Below are 15,718 nucleotides of genomic sequence, written 5' to 3'. Positions count from 1 at the left end.
GTAGCGCGTCGCTGAGTGTGCTCCGTGGCCCGTCGGGGCGCTGACATGTCCGAATGAGCAGTCGAGCGAACCGAGACAGAACAGCCCGATCAGCGGTGAACGGGAGAGAGCCCGGCCCGGGCCGCAGAGCGATAGCGGGACGGCGCCACACCGACCTCGCGGGTGAACGTGCTGCTGAATGCTCCCTCCGAGGAATACCCGAGGCCGGCTCCGACCTCGCCGATCCGCGCATTGCCATCGGTGAGGTCACGCTGGGCGAGCAGCATCCGCCGGCGGATCAGGTACGCGCGCGGCGGCAGTCCGACGACGGCGCGGAACCGTTGGGCGAATGTTGTGCGCGACATCGCGCAACTCCTCGCCAGCTCTGCCAGGGTCCAGGAGACTGCAGGGCGCTCGTGAAGGAGCGCGAGAGCGGGTCCCAGCTGCGGGTCGGCGATCGCCGCCATCCATCCCGGAGGCAGGTCTGGATCCTGAGAGACGGCGCGCAGCACGTCCAGAATGAGGAGCTGGGCGTGCTGGCGCACCGCGAAGATCTCTCCGGTGCGCCGTTGCGCCATCGTGGCCACCGATCTCAACGGCCACCGGGGCGTGCTGACCCCGGCAGAAGGTGCGCGGCAGGCCGTGCGGATGACGACGATCCCGTCGGACGGCCCGACGGCGACGTTCACCGACGTGAACGGCCCGGTTGCCTGGTGAGCGTTCCGATGCGCGTCCTGACCCGCGCGGATGCGGCCGCTGAACTCGCAATATCCCGCGGTGCGGAGCCTGTCCGGAGTGCTCTCCGGGCTGTCGCACCGAGAGGTCGGACGGCCGCCAGACTCCGTATCGGCCCCTATCCGACCAGCTCCCGGCACCCTCGCTGGTGGCCGCTTCGATTCGGTGGTCAGACAGCTCTGACCTCGGCGAGCTGCTCGAGGGCGAACTCGTGGCCCCAGCAGCGAGCGGCGTCCCCCATCCCGCGAACGCCTGCGCGGCGACGTCGTGCGCATCCTCGTCGAGGTCTGCGGCGTTGTGGGGCAGCAGGAGGTCGAAGTCCGCGGGCCCGACGTGCGACTCGTCCCAGTCGATCAGCGCGACCCGATCGGCGGTCATGCGGATGTTGCCCGCCGTCGGGTCGCTGTGGATGACGCAGGACGGAGTGTCGGCGAGTCGCGCCCAGGCTGCTCGGCATCGGGCAACGCCTTCGGCCGGCATCGCCCGAAGGTCGATCTTCGTCCCTGTGTCTGCGTGAAGCAGATCGGTCGCCGACCGCCAGCCCGGGCGCTGCGGCCAACCCTGCGTTGACCGATGCAGCTGGCGGAGGGTGTCGGCCACGCGACGCCAGTCGGACTCTGTCCCGGGCGGTTCGCCCTCCACGTAGGTCGTCACGACCAGACCGTCCGCGAACAGTCGGCCAGAAGTCGTGGCGAGCGGTACCGGCACCGCCAGACCCTGGCGATCGAGATGCCGCAGCAGATCGGTCTCCCACGCAAGATCAGCGTCGCTGCGGGAACCGAGCCGGGCGACCGCTGACTGCCCGGCGACACGCACGCTCCACACCTCGTTGACGCCTCCGCCGGTGAGCGGTTCGATCCGAGCGGCCTCGTCGCCCCACTGCCTCAGTGCTTCCCAACCCATGGCTCGCACCCTCTCATGGCGCGGTGGACGTGTCGCCAGAAATTCCGGCGCTGCTCGAGACTCTCCCGGAACTTCCGTCCGCTGGGATCCACCAGCACCGATCCTGCCAGGCCGGCCGCCATGAACCAGCGCGCTCACCGAGGTCGTCTATCGGCCATGTCATGACAAAAAAGCAGATCGTGGGCATCAGGTCAGCGCTGCGGACGACAGTGGTCGACCTGGATCGAAAGTGGCACTTCGCCTACCAGCAAGAGCGTTTGATCTGCAGCGATAGACGCAGTTCCGATGGACGTGCCGGCGGAGGTGGGTGACTCGTGCTCGCAGCATTCGCCATCTGCTGGAAGTGCACTCGATGGATCATGGCCCTGGCTATACAGTATGTTCCGACATGCAAGCGACGGAGGGGTGCTGATGAAACTCGGTCTCGTAGGGTTCGGCAACGGCGGACGATACTTCCACGCTCCGTTCATCGACGCGGCGCGCGGCGTCGAGCTCGCCGGCGTCGTGGCGCGTGCTGAACAGACCAGGCAGCGCGTGCACGAAACGTATCCGGACGTCCCGATCTACGCGAGCCTCACGGAGATGCTCGCAGCGGGCGTCGACGCCGTCACGATCACCACCCCGCCGAGCACGCGGCGAGACCTCGTGCTCGAGGCGATCGCCGCCGGTGTCCACGTCGTCGCCGACAAGCCCTTCGCGCCATCGGCCGAGATCGCCCAGGAGATGACCGACGCCGCCCGTGAGGCCTGCGTGGTGCTCTGCGTGTTCCACAACCGTCGGTTCGACGCGGACCTGCGCACTCTCAAGACTGTCCTGGACTCCGGTCGTCTCGGTGAACTGTGGCGGGTTCATTCGCGCTTCGACCTCGACCAACCCGAACAGCTCGAAGCCGGCCCGGACGGTGGGCTGCTGCGAGACATCGGCACCCACGTGGTCGACCAGCTGATGTGGCTGTTGGGGCCTGTCGTGGAGATCACGGCGCAGATCGACCACCTGGACCTGCCCGAGGGCCGCACAGATGCCTCGTTCCTGATGACGCTGCACCATCGCTCGGGCGTGACCTCCTATGCCTCCTCGACCAAGATGAACCACCTGCACGAACGCACGCTGCGGGCGTACGGGTCCCTCGGCGCCTACGAGGCGCACAGCACCGACGTCCAGGCCGACGCCGTCTTCGCGGGCTCGAGCCCCGCGGCGGGTCGGGAATCCTGGGGCTACGAGCTGCCCGAGCGCTGGGGAACGCTCCACACAGCGGATGGGGACGAGAAGGTGCCGTCGGCCCAGGGTGCCTACTTCGAGTTCTACGAGGAGTTCGCCGCAGCCTGCGCCGGCCGGGGCGTGCCGCCCTCGACGGGCACGGAGGGCGTCGCCGTGCTCGCCGTTCTGGACGCCGCTCGTCGCAGCGCGTCCGAGGGGCGAGTGCAGGTGGTGCACTGAGCGGCGCGGGACATGGTGCGCGTCGGCCGACGGGGGCCGCCCGGTCGACGTCTATCGGGTCTGTCGCCGGTAGTCCTTCGGCGCCATGCCGCAGGCGGCGGTCACATGCGAGTAGAAACTGCTCAGTGATCCGAAGCCGCTGCGCTCGGCGATCTCCGTCGTGGTCAGCGACGTGGTGATCAGCAGTCGCTGCGCCTCGGCGACCCGGCACATGGTGAGGTACTCGCCGATGGTGGCACCCACGGTGTCCCGGAAGACGGTCATCGCGTGCGAGGGCGTCAGGTGCGCCGCGCGGGCGATGTCCTCGACGCTCAACGGGGAGCGGCAGTGCTCGACCACGAACTGCGCCATGGTCATGGTGTGGCGGATCCGCTCGGGCCGGACCCGGCGCGAACCGGCGCCGCCGCGGAACACCTCGGAGCCGGGGTCGATCTCCGTGAACGGGGAGCAGGAAGCGTCGTCGGTGAGCCCTGCTCGGAGGATCCGGCGCACGGTCGCCTGGATCTCCAGCAGCGCCACCCCGGACTCGGCGGCGTCCTGGACCTCCTCGAGCCAGGAAGGCACCATCGACTCCATCCGGGCGCGGACCAATGGGGAGGCGGTGACCACGGGTTGCGGGCGCAGCAGCACGCTCAGTTCGACCTCCGGCAGGTTCCACGCCATCACGGTGGGCACGGGTACATGCACCCAGCACACATCTCCCGCGCGCGAGTCCACCAGCCCGTGTGGCTGCGCGGCCCAGAACATCGCGGTCTGGCCCTCGCGCACCACGAACGCGCGCCCGGCGAACACGTAGCGCAGCTCGCCGCGCAGCACGATGTTGATCTCGATGTCGTTGTGTCGGTGCATCGAATGCATCTGCGGCGGGTCTCCGCGGCGGCACCACAGCGCGGGTGCCACCGTCTCCACGTCGGGCGCTGAGTGCGGGAGGGCGGGCATCGGCATAGCGTAAGTCAGAATCGAAGGATCCTGGAAGAATTCCGCATGATGGGGCGAGACCTCCACCCTTCGTGGTCCCTAGCGTGGCGTCATGACCTCCCATGCCTTCGTCAGCCATCCCAAGATCACGATCATCGGAGCCGGCGGCTTCGTGTTCCCCTTCCGCCTGATCGGCGACATCCTCAGCTTCCCCGCCCTGCGTGACGCCACGCTGACCCTGATGGACGTGCGTCCCGACAAGCTCGGCCCCGTCGCGAATGCGACCCGCGAGCTGATCGCCCACCACGGCTTCGGCGCCACCGTCGAGGAGACCACCGACCGTCGCGCGGCCCTCGACGGAGCCGACATCGTCATCATCACCTTCCAGGTGGGCGGCGTCGCCTCCTACGAGCACGACGTGATGATCCCGCGCAAGTACGGCATCGACCAGGCCGTCGGCGACACCGTGGGACCCGGCGGTGTGTTCCGCTTCCTGCGTTCGGTCGCCGCCTACGACGCGATCATCGACGACGCCCTCGAGGTGTGCCCCGACGCCGCGTTCATCAACTACGCCAACCCCATGGCGATGGCCACCGCCTACCTCAACGCCCGCGGCCTGAACTGCGTGGGCCTGTGCCACAGCGTGCAGGGCACCACCCGCATGCTGGCCCGCACCCTCGGCGTCCCCTACGACGAGGTCCGATACCGCTGCGCCGGCATCAACCACCAGGCCTGGGTGCTGGAGTTCTCCCACGGCAAGGAGGACCTCTATCCACGGCTGCGCGAGGCCATGAACGAGCGCCACCAGCGCGGACGAGGTGGCGCCGAGCTCGCCGGGGACGACGGCGACCACAGCGAGGCCGCCGAGGAGTTCAACGTCTACGAGGGCGGCAACGAGCAGGTGCGCACCACGATCATGAACGCCTTCGGCTACTTCGAGACCGAGTCCAGCCACCACGCCTCGGAGTACCTGCCCTACTTCCGCAAGACCCCCGAGCTCACGGAGTCCTACATCCCTGAACGCTGGGACTACTTCGAGATCTGCTCCGCGCACGACGACCAGGGCGACATCGACACCCAGCTCCAGAAGCTCAAGGCAGAGCTGGCCCCGTCGGTCGAATACGGCGCGAGCATCGTGAACTCGATCGTCACCGGCATCCCCAGCGTGGTGCACGGGAACGTCCCCAACGCCGGCGCACTGATCACGAACCTCCCGGCCGACGCCTGCGTGGAGGTGCCCTGCCTGGTGGACGCCAATGGGGTCCAGCCCACCGCTGTCGGAGACCTGCCCCTGCAGCTGGCCGCCCTGAACCGCACCAATGTGAACGTCCAGACCCTCGCGGTGCAGGCGGCGCTGACCGGGAGCCGGGAGCACGTCCACCACGCCGTGGCTCTGGACCCGCTGACGGCCGCGCAGGTGACCCTCGAGGATGCCCGCGCGATGACCGACGAACTGCTGGAGGCGCACGCGGAGCTGCTGCCGGCCAGCTTGCAGATGTAGGCGCACCGCACTGCGCGCCGTGACTCAAAGGAGAGTGACCGCATGAGACGCCCCACCGTCGGACGCCGCCAGATCCTGGCGGTCGCAGGGATCACGATGGCCGGTGCTCTCGCCGCCTGCAACGGCGAGAGCACCGACACCCAGCACCTGCGCCTGTCGTCCTGGAACATCCCGCCCGACCTGGTGTCGTACCAGAAGATCGCCGACGCCTTCGTCGCCGACCATCCGGGCACCTCGGTCTCGGTCGAAGTGACCACCGGCCAGTTCCACCAATGGTTCATCACCCGATTGGCAGCGAACCTGGCTCCGGACATCATCCGGATCACCCCGCAGCAGCTGGGCCGGTACGCCGCGAACGGAAGCCTCGTGGATCTCACGGGATCCGTCCCCGAGGATTACCGCGACGACTGGAGCGAGCCTTTCTGGGCGATCGGACAGCGCGAGAACGGGCTGTACGGGATCTTCCAGCACACGGACAACTTCATCACCTACTACGACAAGCAGGTGATGGAGCAGATCGGCGTCCAGCCGCCCACGCGGCTCGAGGACGCCTGGCGGTGGGACGAGTTCCTCGAGATCGCCCAGGAGGTGAAGGCAGCGACCGGCCACTACGCGTTCTCCTACGGGTGGAGCGGATCCGAGACCGCCTACCGGTGGATGCCACTGATCTACCAGAACGGCGGGGCCTTCCTCGGGGAGGACGGGCTGACACCCTCGATGGACACCGCGGAAGCGATCGGCGCGCTCGAGTTCGGGCGCAGCTGGTACACGGAGGGTCTGGTCAGCCCCAGCAACATGAGCAAGTCCGGAGGAGGACACGTCGACTTCGACCTGTTCAACACCGGGCAGGTGGGCATGGCGCTGACCAATCCGGAGGCCATCGCCTCCTTCGACGAAGCCCGGCCCGGGGAATGGGGCGTGGCGCCCATGATCCGGAATACCGGGGAGGCCTCGGACCTGGGTGGGAACACTCTCGCGGTCACGAAGTCCTCGAAACACCCCGAGCTCGCCGCCGAGCTGGTCGCCTACATGACCAGCCGGGAGAACATCCAGACCTTCTGCCACGACGGGAACTGGATCCCCTCCCGCAGCTCGTTGGCGGCCGAGGACATCGGCTACGCCGACCACGAGGACGTGATGCAGCTGTTCATCGACCAGGGCACCACGATCCCGCTGTCCATGGTCAAGGCGCAGTCCGGGGAGTACTTCAGCTCCCTGAACGCCGTGTTCGCCGACTATCTGGACCTGTGCCTGCTCGGCGAGCTCACGCCCCGAGAGACCTCCGAGCAGATGATGGAGGCGATGCTCAGTGTCACGTCCCGCTGAGACCCCCGTTCCTACCGGCCGGCGCGGCCGCCGGCTCACCCCGTACGTCTTCCTCGGTCCTGCCGCGCTGCTGTTCCTCACCTTCTCCCTGGTGCCGATCGTCATCGCGATCGCGCTGAGCTTCCAGGACACCCAGACCCTCGGTGAGGGGCAGTGGGTGGGAACGCAGAACTTCGAGGAGCTCGGTTCCGACCGGTTGTTCCGCACCGCGCTGCTCAACACGGTCGTCTTCGCCGTCGGCACCGTCCCCACCTCGATGGCCATCGGGCTCGCGCTCGCGACGGCCCTGAACCGCCCCCTGCCGGGCCGGGGCCTGTTCCGCGCCCTGTTCTTCGTCCCGATGGTCGCGGCCGGCGTGGTGGTCGGCGTGGTCATGTCATGGATCTTCAACACCGACTACGGGGTCGCGAACAATGCGCTGGAGATCCTGGGCCTCGGCCGCATCCCCTGGCTGACTTCGCCGAGCATGGCGATGCTCACCCTGATCCTGGTGGTGGTCTGGACCCGCGTCGGGTTCTGCATGGTGATCTACCTCGGGGCGCTGCAGTCCGTGCCAGCCGAGATCGTCGAGGCCGCGTCGATCGACGGCGCCGGCCCGTGGGCCCGCTTCCGCCGCATCACGCTCCCGATGCTCGCGCCCACCACGTCGATCCTGCTGATCCTGAACGTCGTGTTCTCGCTGCAGGCCTTCGACATCATCTACGTGCTGACCGGCGGTGGCCCGGGCTTCTCCACCACCGTGCTGATCCAGTACGTGTTCCGATCGGCCTTCCAGGACGGCCAGATGGGATACGCCGCAGCGCTGGGACTGGTCCTGGTCGCCATCCTCCTGCTGTTCACGCTGCTGCGTCAGCGCGCCTCGAAGAAAGCGGAGAGCTTCCTATGAGCACCGACACCGTGACCACCACGACCCGCACACCTCGCTCCGCGACCCGCGTGCGCCGTCGCTCGACCCCGCCGCGTCGCTGGTTGCTGGTCGCCGTCCTGGCGATCCTCGCCGCGTTCGTGGTGTTCCCGCTGTACTGGATGGTGGTCTCCGCCCTGACCTCCGGTGGCCAGTCCCAGAGCACCGAGTTCTACCTGTGGCCGAAGGAGCCGACCTTCGCGAACTTCACGGAGGTGTTCTCGACCCAGCCGGTGTGGCGCTGGATCGGGAACTCGGTGCTGATCTCGGTGGTCACCACCGCCCTGTCCGTCGTCGTCTCGCTCGGCGCGGGCTATGCGCTGGCGAAGTACCGATTCTGGGGGCGCGGACTGTTCTACGCGGCGTTCATGCTCACCATCATGATCCCCATCCAGGTCACCATCGTCCCGTCGTTCCTGGTGGTTGCACGGATCGGCCTGGTCGATTCACCCTGGGCCGTCATCCTGCCCACCGCGTTCGACGTGGTCGGCATCTTCATCGCCCGACAGTTCATGCTCGGGGTGCCCGACGCGATCGTCGAGGCCGCTCGGGTGGACGGCGCCGGCGAGTATCGCGCGTTCTTCTCCGTGGTGCTCCCGACCTGCGGGCCGCTGGTGGGGGTACTGGTGATACTCGCCTTCATGGCCCGCTGGAACGACTTCCTGTGGCCGATGGTGGTGCTGCAGGGCGCCGAGAACCTGACCGTTCCGGTGGGCCTGTCGACACTGACGAACAATCCTGCTTTCGCGTCCCCCTGGGGCGCGGTGATGGCCGTCGCGACCGTGACGGTGCTGCCGATCCTCGCGGTTTTCCTGGTGTTCCAGAAGCAGTTCGTGCAGGGGATCTCGAGCACCGGGATCAAGTGATCCGGGTGACGGCGAGGGCCCACCCGTCCCGTAAATCAGTGGAGATCGCACGGACGGTCGGCGCAGGATCGACCCCATGAGCACCCCGCAGAGTCCTCCCGCCGCCGGCAATGGAGCGGCACTGAGATTCAACTCGCCGCTTTCGGACGAGCGCGCCGCCCGACTGGTCACGCAGCTCGCCGCATCCGCCCCGACGGACGTTCTCGACGTGGGGTGCGGGTGGGCAGAGCTGCTCCTCACGCTCCTCGACACCGTCCCGTCGGCCCGGGGCAGAGGAGTCGATCTCCACGCCCCGGACATCTCCCGGGCCCGGACAGCCGCACGGCAGCGAGGACTCCACGAGCGGGTGCAGCTCGAGGCGAAGGAGGCCGACGACACCCTCACCCAGGCGGACCTCGTGCTGAACATCGGAGCCTTCCAGGCGTTCGGTGATATCCGCACGGCGCTGACGAAGCTGCGGGGACTGGTCCGTCCTGGAGGAAGACTGCTGTTCGGCTGCGAGTACTGGGAGCACGTCCCCACCGAGGAAGAGCTCGCCGCGCTGTGGGAGGGCATGAATGTCGAGGACTGCCTGCTGCTGCCTGATCTGGTGGATGCCGCGATCAGTGCCGGCTTCCGGACGCTCAGCACCGCGACCGTGACCCGACAGGAGTGGGAAGCCTACGAATCGGGGCACATGGCGCCTCGGGAGGAATCGCTCGCCGCCCACCCGGAGCATCCCCAGGCAAAGGAGGTCCGCGAACAGCTCGACCAGCAGCGCACGATCTGGCTGCGCGGCCACCGCGACCTCCTGGGGTTCGCGTATCTGACGCTGCTGCCGGTGCAGACCGCCCGCTGAGCAGAGCGCGTCGATTTCCTAGTGCAACCAGTCCTCCTGCGGTGGGACGAGCTCTTCGAGGCAATCCCAGAGTTGTTTCGGCACGTCGGTGTTCAAGGCGGTGAGGGTCTGTTCAATGCGCGACTGCTTGCTGAAACCGACTGCCGTGGACGTGATGCGCGGATCCCGCAGCGAGAATTGGATCGCCAGGGTGGACAGAGGGATCCCCTCCGCCGATGCTGCCTCCTCCATACGCCGAGCGGCGGCGAGCACGCCCTCTTCGATGGGCAGGTACCCATACAGGGAGTGATCTTGCTGGGGGCGGGAGAGAACCCCGGCCCCGAGCACCGCGGCATTGACGATGCCGACGCCTTCGGCGGCCGCCCGGTCATACAGCTCGTCCGCGCTTCGATCGAGGAGTGTGTACCGCGAGTGCATGAGCAGTACCTCGAACTGGCCTGTGTCGAGGAAGCGGTGGGCGAGCTCGATGCTGCCGGTGGCGATCCCCAAGTGCTGCACGCACCCCTCCTCCCGTGCCGCGACCAGAGCCTCCACGGCGCCGCCCGGGGCGAAGAAGTCCACCTCCGGGTAGTACTCGGGGTCGTGCAGGTGCAGCAGCGGAAAGGACTCCATGCCGAGCCGGTCGGCGGATTCCGCGATCGACGCACGGACCCGCTGCCCAGAATAGTCGCCGGCCTGACCATCGACCTTCGTGGCGATCACGAAGTCGTCCGGAACGCCCCCTCGAGTCCTCAGCGCCGCACCGATCCTCCTCTCGCTCTCCCCACCCGAATACCCGTTCGCGGTGTCAAGGAACGAGATCGGGGACTCGAACAGCGCCGCGAGCAGCTCGGACGCCGCATCGGCCGTGACCTCGTACCCGAAGATCTGGGGCACCGATCCGAGCACGCCTCCACCGGCGCAGATCGCGGAGACCTGGAGACCGCTGCGACCGAGGGGCCGGATCCACCCCGGGGACCGGGGGAGAGGGACCGCCGTGCTGCTCATGCCTCGGCCCGCCGCAGGGCGAGACCGTCCGGGTCCAGCGCCACGTCCTCTTGGTGGGCCGATCGCGCCGGCGGCCACTGCTCGCCGCCGCCCAGCACGATGCTGTCGAAGCCCGGGGCGCCGGGCACGCGCTGCGTCGGGACCTTCGGCGTCGCGTACGAGAAGATTTCGAGCACGCCGTCACCCGCCTTGAGGAAGCGGATGCGAAAGCCCCGTGGATCCTGCGCCTGTTCGATGGTGCCGTGGTGCCGGAACCCCAGGGGGGAGTAGAAGTCTCGCGTCGTCTCGAATTCCTCGACCGTCTCGGCGACGTGGTCGAAACGAGGGCGCTGCGGGATCCCGAGCGCGTACTCGGCGTCGACGAGGTCCTGGTCGACGACGTCGTGGTACTGCAGATCCCCCTGGACGAACTCCAGGAGGGTGCCGTCCGGATCGAAGAAGAACGCGATCCGGACCCCGCCCTCGGCATCGAGCGGGGCGAGATGGACCGGCACCCCATCAGCGGCGATACGGGAGAAGAGTGCGTCGGTGTCGGCGACCTTGAATCCGATGTGTCGGAATCCGCGATGCAGATCATCCGTCTGCCAGGACGACTCGACCGCGCCCTCGACTCGCTGCAGACGGATCGTCGCCGTGACCATGTCCAGCAGGGCGTGGTCCGGGCTGACTTCGAGGACGTGCGCGGCAAGGTAGGTCTCGTAGAAGGCGCGCGAGCGCGCGACATCGCGGACGTTGATGGTGATCGTGGTGATGCTCATGGGGACTGCTCTCTCAACTCTTGACGGCGCCGAGCGTCATGCCGGCGATGAACTGTTTCTGGAGGAAGACGTAGACGAGGATGACGGGGATGGCAGACAGGGTCAGTCCCGCACTGAGTGTGGTCCAGTCCGTGGAGTACTCGCCCTGGAGCGAGAACAGCACAGGTTGCAGCGGCAGCTTCTCGGGAGTCTGCAAGATGGTGTTGGCCATGAGGAACTCGTTCCAGGTCGAGAGGAACTGGAAGATCAGCACGGTGGCGATCCCCGGCCTCGCCAGCGGGAGCACGATGCGTAGGAACACGCTCAACTCGCCCGCTCCGTCGACCCGCGCGGCATGCACGAGTTCGTCCGGGAGAGACTCGAAGAACGCCCTCATCAGGAACATCGAGAACGGGGCCGCGCCCGAGGCATAGACGAGAATGAGCCCGAACTGACTGTCCAACAATCCGAAACTGCGCAGCTGCAGATAGACCGGGATGATGAGTGCGGTTCCTGGCATCATCAACGTGGCCAGCAGGGCGATGTACAACGTGTTCTTGAAGGGAAAGCGCAGCTTGGCGAACGCGTACCCGCACAGCGTCGACAGAGCGAGGACGATGCCGCAGGTCACCGTTGTCATCCACAGGGAATTCCAGTAGTGGCCCATGAACCCGGTGAACTCGAGGACCCGGGCGTAGGCGTCGAAGGTGATCCGCTCGGGGAAGAAGGACCCGCCGAAGACGGAGTTCGACTCCCGGATCGAGGTGAGGATCATCCACACGAACGGGTAGACGGTCGCGATGCTGATCAGCAGCAGCACGGCGCTGTTACCCCAGCGAACTGCCCGTGCTTGCGTGCGCATCGACGTGGTGGGGGTGCTCATCGGCCGGCCCTCCTGCTCAGACGCATCTGGAACAGCACCGCGACGGTGCACAGCGCCATGACGACCACGGACAGGCTCGAGGCGTATCCGAGCTGCGGTACCGACCCCGACGCGGATCCGAAGGCGAGGCCGTAGAGATAGGTACCCAGCACCTGCGTGCTGTTGTTGGGCCCGCCACCGGTCATGACGTAGATCAGGTCGAAGACCTTGAAGCCGTTCATGAGGTTCAGCGCGAGCACGATCGCGGTCACGAAACGCAGGCTCGGCAGGGTCACGTGTCGAAACCGCTGCAGGACCCCAGCGCCGTCGACCATCGCTGCCTCGTTCAGGCCGGGATCGATGCCCTGGATCCCGGCGAAGAAGATGAGCATGCTCATGCCCACGCCCTGCCAGACCGCGACCACCAGGAGCGCCGGGATCGCCGAGTCGGCGGACCCGAGCCAGGGATGGTTGAAGTCCTCGAAGCCGAGCTTCTGGATCGCGGCGTTCAGAGTGCCGAAGTTCGGGTCGTAGATCAGCCGCCAGAGAACCCCGGAGACGACGAACGAGACGATTCCCGGCATGAAGAGCGCTGTGCGCACGACCACCGAGACGGGGCCCGGGACAGCTGCGACCATCGCCGCGATCACCAGTGGCAGGGCGGTCTGCAGCACGGTCGTAGCCAGCGCCCATCCCACCGTGAGCAGGAATGCCCGCTGGACGACGGGATCGCCGGCGGCACGGACGAAGTTGTCCAGCCCGATGAACGACGCCTCGCCGAAACCGCTCCATTGGGCGGTGCTCAGATAGAACGTGTGAAGAATCGGGTACCCGACGAAAAGAACGAACAGCACCATCGTGGGCAGGACGAAACCGTATCCGGCGACCATCTCCCGACGCCGGATCGGAGGGACGCCCCGGCGCCGACGCACAGGCCGCGCATCAGGAGGCGACGCAGGGCGCGCCAGAGTGGGAGTCATGAGGTGGCACCCCGCGCATTCATCACGGCGTCCTGCATCGCCTGGGCCGCCTGTTCCGGGGTGCCGGACCCATTGAGGATCGTGGCCAGCGGTCCGCCGGCTTCGGAGGATCCGGGGCCGAAGGGGATGTGCGGGCAGCCGTCGCCGTCGAGCAACCAGGACGTCATCTGCTTCATGATCGGGTCCTCGATCTTCTCGGCGGCCGCCTTGGTCGCGGGCATCGAGCTCGAGTCGTTCATGAGCGAGGAGTACTGCTCATCGGAGTACAGGAACTGCAGGAACTCGAGCGTCGCGTCCTTCGTCTTCTCGGCCGAGGAGAGGGACCATCCTGCTCCGGCCTGGTTCGCGGTCCAATGCCGTTCTCCGCTGCTGATCGCTGGGGTCTTCATGACCTTGTAGGTCTTCACGAACTCCGGGTCGGCGTCCTGGCCGAGGCCCTGCGGGGTCCACGAACCACTGAAGAGCATCGCGGCCTTCCCGGTGTAGAACAGCTGGGTCGCGGCGGGGCCCTGGGTGGCACCGGCGCCGTCCTGGAAGACCTTCCCCTGGACGATCTGCTCGAAGAGCTCGAGCGCTTCGACCACCTCAGGGGACGAGTAGTCGTAGCCCTCTTCGCCTCGGTCGAGCTTGAGGTACCAGGTGGGGTCATCCGTGACCTGCGTGAGCAGGGGGAGGAAGAAGTCCAGACCGCTGGTGCCCGGGTTGAACGGCGCTGCCAACGGGGCGGTGCCTGCGGCGCGCAGTAGCTCGGAGGCTGCGATGAGGTCCTCCCAGGTCTCCGGTTCGCCGTCGACCCCCGCCTCGGTGAGCAGTTCGGGGTTGTAGAACACGCCGAAGGTCTGGGCCATCCATCCGATGCCGTACTGCGCGCCGTCCGCCGTGTACTGGTTGTTCGCGGATTCGAAGAACTGGTCGGTGAACTCGGAGCCGAGCTCCTTGGCGATGTCCAGGCTGATCCCGTTCTTGCCGTACTCCAGCGCGCGGGTGTGGGGCGCGAAGATCTCCGGCAGATCGCCGCCGGAGACGGCGGCCTGGAGCGCCGGGAGGTATTGGTCGGGGCTGCCGAAGATCCTGTTGGTGACCGTGATCGACGGGTTCTTCGCCTCGAAGTTCTCGATCACCTTCGGGAGGAGCTCCTGCTGCTGGCTGTACCAGGACCACATGCGGACCTCGGTCTTGCCTCCGCTGCCGCCGCTGCTTCCACACGCGGCCAGACCAGCCGCTGCAGCCGCCGCAGCGGAGGTGGTGGCGCCGACCTTCAGCGCAGTGCGTCGGGTGAGAGTCGATGTGGTGGACGTTCCCATGGTGAAGCTCCTCGTTGAACTGGCTGCGATCGCCGTGATGGGGATGGACGACTCCCTTTCTAAACCTGAGTAAGTAGAACTGTCAAGGGTGCTCCGCCTGGCGTCGACACCAGCCGACCACGGGTCCGGTGGGGAGGTTGATTCGCTGCGGGCACGTCTATCGGCGACCCTGGTGATCAGGGTCGCGCAGCCATCGATCGCGGTGCTACCTGCGCGATCGGCGAAGAAGGATGGGCGTGGTCAGAGTGCGGTGACCTCGGATCGGAGCACGGAGATTGCTGCACCGAGCGCAGCGCCGTCCAGGCCCAGCCCGGACAACCTCACCGATACGCCGTGGACCGGGCGCATGAAGGAGCAGCGGTCCACGGCGTCCTGGATGGTCGTCGTGAAGATGTCGCCGACGAGCTCGAGCGCCGGGCCGGCCAGCACGATTTCACTGGCGTCCAAGGTGTTGACCAACCCCAGGATCGCCTGTGCGAGGCGGTCCGCGGCTCCGGAGATCAGTCGCAGTGCGCCGTCGTCCCCGGCGACTGCCGCGCGGGCGATCTTCTCGAAGTCCGCACGGATGGTGTCGCGGGCACCGGTCAGCCCGAGCCGCGCCGCCAGGGCGGTGTCGGAGACCGCGGCTGCCACCAGGTACTGAGGCGCCGCGATGCGCTCGAGGCAGCCTCGGTTCCCGCAGCGGCACTCCGGCCCGTCGGGATCGAGAGGGAGGTGGCCGATCTCGCCGGCGTTCGACGAGCTGCCTCCGTACAGCTCGCCGTCCACCACGATGCCCGCCCCGATGCCGTTGGCGATATAGACCGTCACGAAATCGGAGGGAGTGTCGCGCGCGACCCAGTGCTCTGCGAGCGCCGCGCACCCATAGTCCTTCTCCAGCCTGGCCGGGATCGACGTGAGCTCGGTGAACTGCTCCTGGACGTCGAAGTCCTCCCAATCGGGGGCGATGCTCGACAGGCGCAGCTCCTTCTTCTCCTGGTCCATCCTGCCGGGGCTCGCCAGGCATGCCCCCGCGACATCCGCTGCGGCGATCCCGGCAGTGGAGAGCATGCCGAGCGCGGCGGAGGCGATGCGCTGGGTGACCGAGTGGGGGAGTTCTCCGCGCGTACCGGTGAGCTCGTCGGACGCGAGGATCGCCCCACTGAAGTCGGTGAGCACGCAGGTGATCCGCGTGTCGTCCAGGACGACGCCGAGCGCGTACATCGCGGTCGGGGCGAGCCGCAGCATGGTGCGCGACTTACCGCGTCCGCTCGAATCGCGACCGGCCTCCTCGACGAGCCCGGCTTCCAGTAGGCGGCGTACAGTCTTCGAGATCGACGTCTCCGTCAGGCCCGTGGTGTGCGACAGCTCGACGCGGGAGATGGGTGACTCGCGCCGAACGAGGTCCAGCACGGCCATAGCCGTGTCGGCGGCCGTGCGAGTGCGCAGTGGGTTCACGAAG

Annotated in this window: 15 protein-coding genes and 1 pseudogene; 7 read left to right on the top strand and 9 right to left on the bottom strand. The window is 67.5% G+C overall.

Features of this window, described 5'->3' with window-relative positions:
- Nucleotides 1–89: 89 nt before the first annotated feature.
- Nucleotides 90–446 (bottom strand): helix-turn-helix transcriptional regulator, encoded by a 357-nt coding sequence (locus INT51_RS03965; RefSeq protein ID WP_226831964.1) that lies wholly within the window; start codon nt 444–446, stop codon nt 90–92.
- Between the two features lie 52 nt (nt 447–498).
- On the opposite strand from INT51_RS03965, the gene INT51_RS03960 reads away from it, so the two are divergent.
- Complete coding sequence (locus tag INT51_RS03960) at nt 499–696, top strand: hypothetical protein (protein WP_226831998.1); 198 nt, start codon at nt 499–501, stop codon at nt 694–696.
- 282 nt (nt 697–978) lie between these two features.
- Here INT51_RS03960 and INT51_RS22810 read toward each other — a convergent pair.
- A pseudogene (locus INT51_RS22810) lies at nt 979–1,617 on the bottom strand (phosphotransferase enzyme family protein); the annotation flags it as partial.
- 411 nt (nt 1,618–2,028) lie between these two features.
- On the opposite strand from INT51_RS22810, the gene INT51_RS03950 reads away from it, so the two are divergent.
- Nucleotides 2,029–3,054, top strand: coding sequence for a Gfo/Idh/MocA family protein (locus INT51_RS03950; RefSeq protein WP_193103912.1), 1,026 nt, complete (start codon nt 2,029–2,031; stop codon nt 3,052–3,054).
- A 51-nt stretch (nt 3,055–3,105) separates the two neighbouring features.
- Here INT51_RS03950 and INT51_RS03945 read toward each other — a convergent pair whose 3' ends face one another.
- Nucleotides 3,106–3,993 carry a helix-turn-helix domain-containing protein gene (locus tag INT51_RS03945; RefSeq protein WP_193103911.1) on the bottom strand — a complete coding sequence of 296 codons (888 nt, stop codon included), beginning with the start codon at nt 3,991–3,993 and terminating at the stop codon, nt 3,106–3,108.
- A 91-nt stretch (nt 3,994–4,084) separates the two neighbouring features.
- On the opposite strand from INT51_RS03945, the gene melA reads away from it, so the two are divergent.
- From melA to INT51_RS03920, 5 genes are all read left to right on the top strand, one after another.
- Nucleotides 4,085–5,473, top strand: a complete 1,389-nt coding sequence (melA, locus tag INT51_RS03940) for an alpha-galactosidase (protein WP_193103910.1) — start codon at nt 4,085–4,087, stop codon at nt 5,471–5,473.
- A gap of 42 nt (nt 5,474–5,515) precedes the next feature.
- Nucleotides 5,516–6,799 (top strand): ABC transporter substrate-binding protein, encoded by a 1,284-nt coding sequence (locus INT51_RS03935; protein ID WP_226831942.1) that lies wholly within the window; start codon nt 5,516–5,518, stop codon nt 6,797–6,799.
- Nucleotides 6,783–7,685, top strand: coding sequence for a carbohydrate ABC transporter permease (locus INT51_RS03930; protein WP_193103909.1), 903 nt, complete (start codon nt 6,783–6,785; stop codon nt 7,683–7,685). The genes INT51_RS03935 and INT51_RS03930 overlap by 17 nt, the downstream gene beginning before the upstream one ends.
- Nucleotides 7,682–8,569 carry a carbohydrate ABC transporter permease gene (locus tag INT51_RS03925; RefSeq protein ID WP_193103908.1) on the top strand — a complete coding sequence of 296 codons (888 nt, stop codon included), beginning with the start codon at nt 7,682–7,684 and terminating at the stop codon, nt 8,567–8,569. The genes INT51_RS03930 and INT51_RS03925 overlap by 4 nt, the downstream gene beginning before the upstream one ends.
- 76 nt (nt 8,570–8,645) lie before the next feature.
- Nucleotides 8,646–9,407, top strand: coding sequence for a cyclopropane-fatty-acyl-phospholipid synthase family protein (locus INT51_RS03920; protein ID WP_193103907.1), 762 nt, complete (start codon nt 8,646–8,648; stop codon nt 9,405–9,407).
- Between the two features lie 18 nt (nt 9,408–9,425).
- Here INT51_RS03920 and INT51_RS03915 read toward each other — a convergent pair whose 3' ends face one another.
- The 6 genes from INT51_RS03915 to INT51_RS03890 all read right to left on the bottom strand — a co-directional run bounded on the left by INT51_RS03915 (nt 9,426) and on the right by INT51_RS03890 (nt 15,714).
- Nucleotides 9,426–10,394, bottom strand: a complete 969-nt coding sequence (locus INT51_RS03915; protein ID WP_193103906.1) for an aldo/keto reductase — start codon at nt 10,392–10,394, stop codon at nt 9,426–9,428.
- Complete coding sequence (locus INT51_RS03910; protein WP_193103905.1) at nt 10,391–11,152, bottom strand: VOC family protein; 762 nt, start codon at nt 11,150–11,152, stop codon at nt 10,391–10,393. Before INT51_RS03910 ends, INT51_RS03915 begins: the two co-directional genes overlap by 4 nt.
- Nucleotides 11,153–11,165: 13 nt before the next feature.
- On the bottom strand, nt 11,166–12,014 hold the full coding sequence (locus INT51_RS03905) for a carbohydrate ABC transporter permease (protein WP_193103904.1): 849 nt from the start codon (nt 12,012–12,014) through the stop codon (nt 11,166–11,168).
- Nucleotides 12,011–12,883 (bottom strand): carbohydrate ABC transporter permease, encoded by an 873-nt coding sequence (locus tag INT51_RS03900; protein WP_193103903.1) that lies wholly within the window; start codon nt 12,881–12,883, stop codon nt 12,011–12,013. Before INT51_RS03900 ends, INT51_RS03905 begins: the two co-directional genes overlap by 4 nt.
- 86 nt (nt 12,884–12,969) lie before the next feature.
- Nucleotides 12,970–14,277 carry an ABC transporter substrate-binding protein gene (locus INT51_RS03895; protein ID WP_193103902.1) on the bottom strand — a complete coding sequence of 436 codons (1,308 nt, stop codon included), beginning with the start codon at nt 14,275–14,277 and terminating at the stop codon, nt 12,970–12,972.
- Nucleotides 14,278–14,517: 240 nt separating this feature from the next.
- A complete protein-coding gene (locus INT51_RS03890) occupies nt 14,518–15,714 on the bottom strand; it encodes an ROK family transcriptional regulator (protein WP_193103901.1) in 1,197 nt (398 codons plus the stop codon).
- Between the last annotated feature and the right edge of the window lie 4 nt (nt 15,715–15,718).

Source organism: Brachybacterium sp. FME24 (genome assembly GCF_014897705.1).
Taxonomy (GTDB): Bacteria; Actinomycetota; Actinomycetes; order Actinomycetales; family Dermabacteraceae; genus Brachybacterium.
This window is presented reverse-complemented; position numbering and strand designations above follow the sequence as displayed.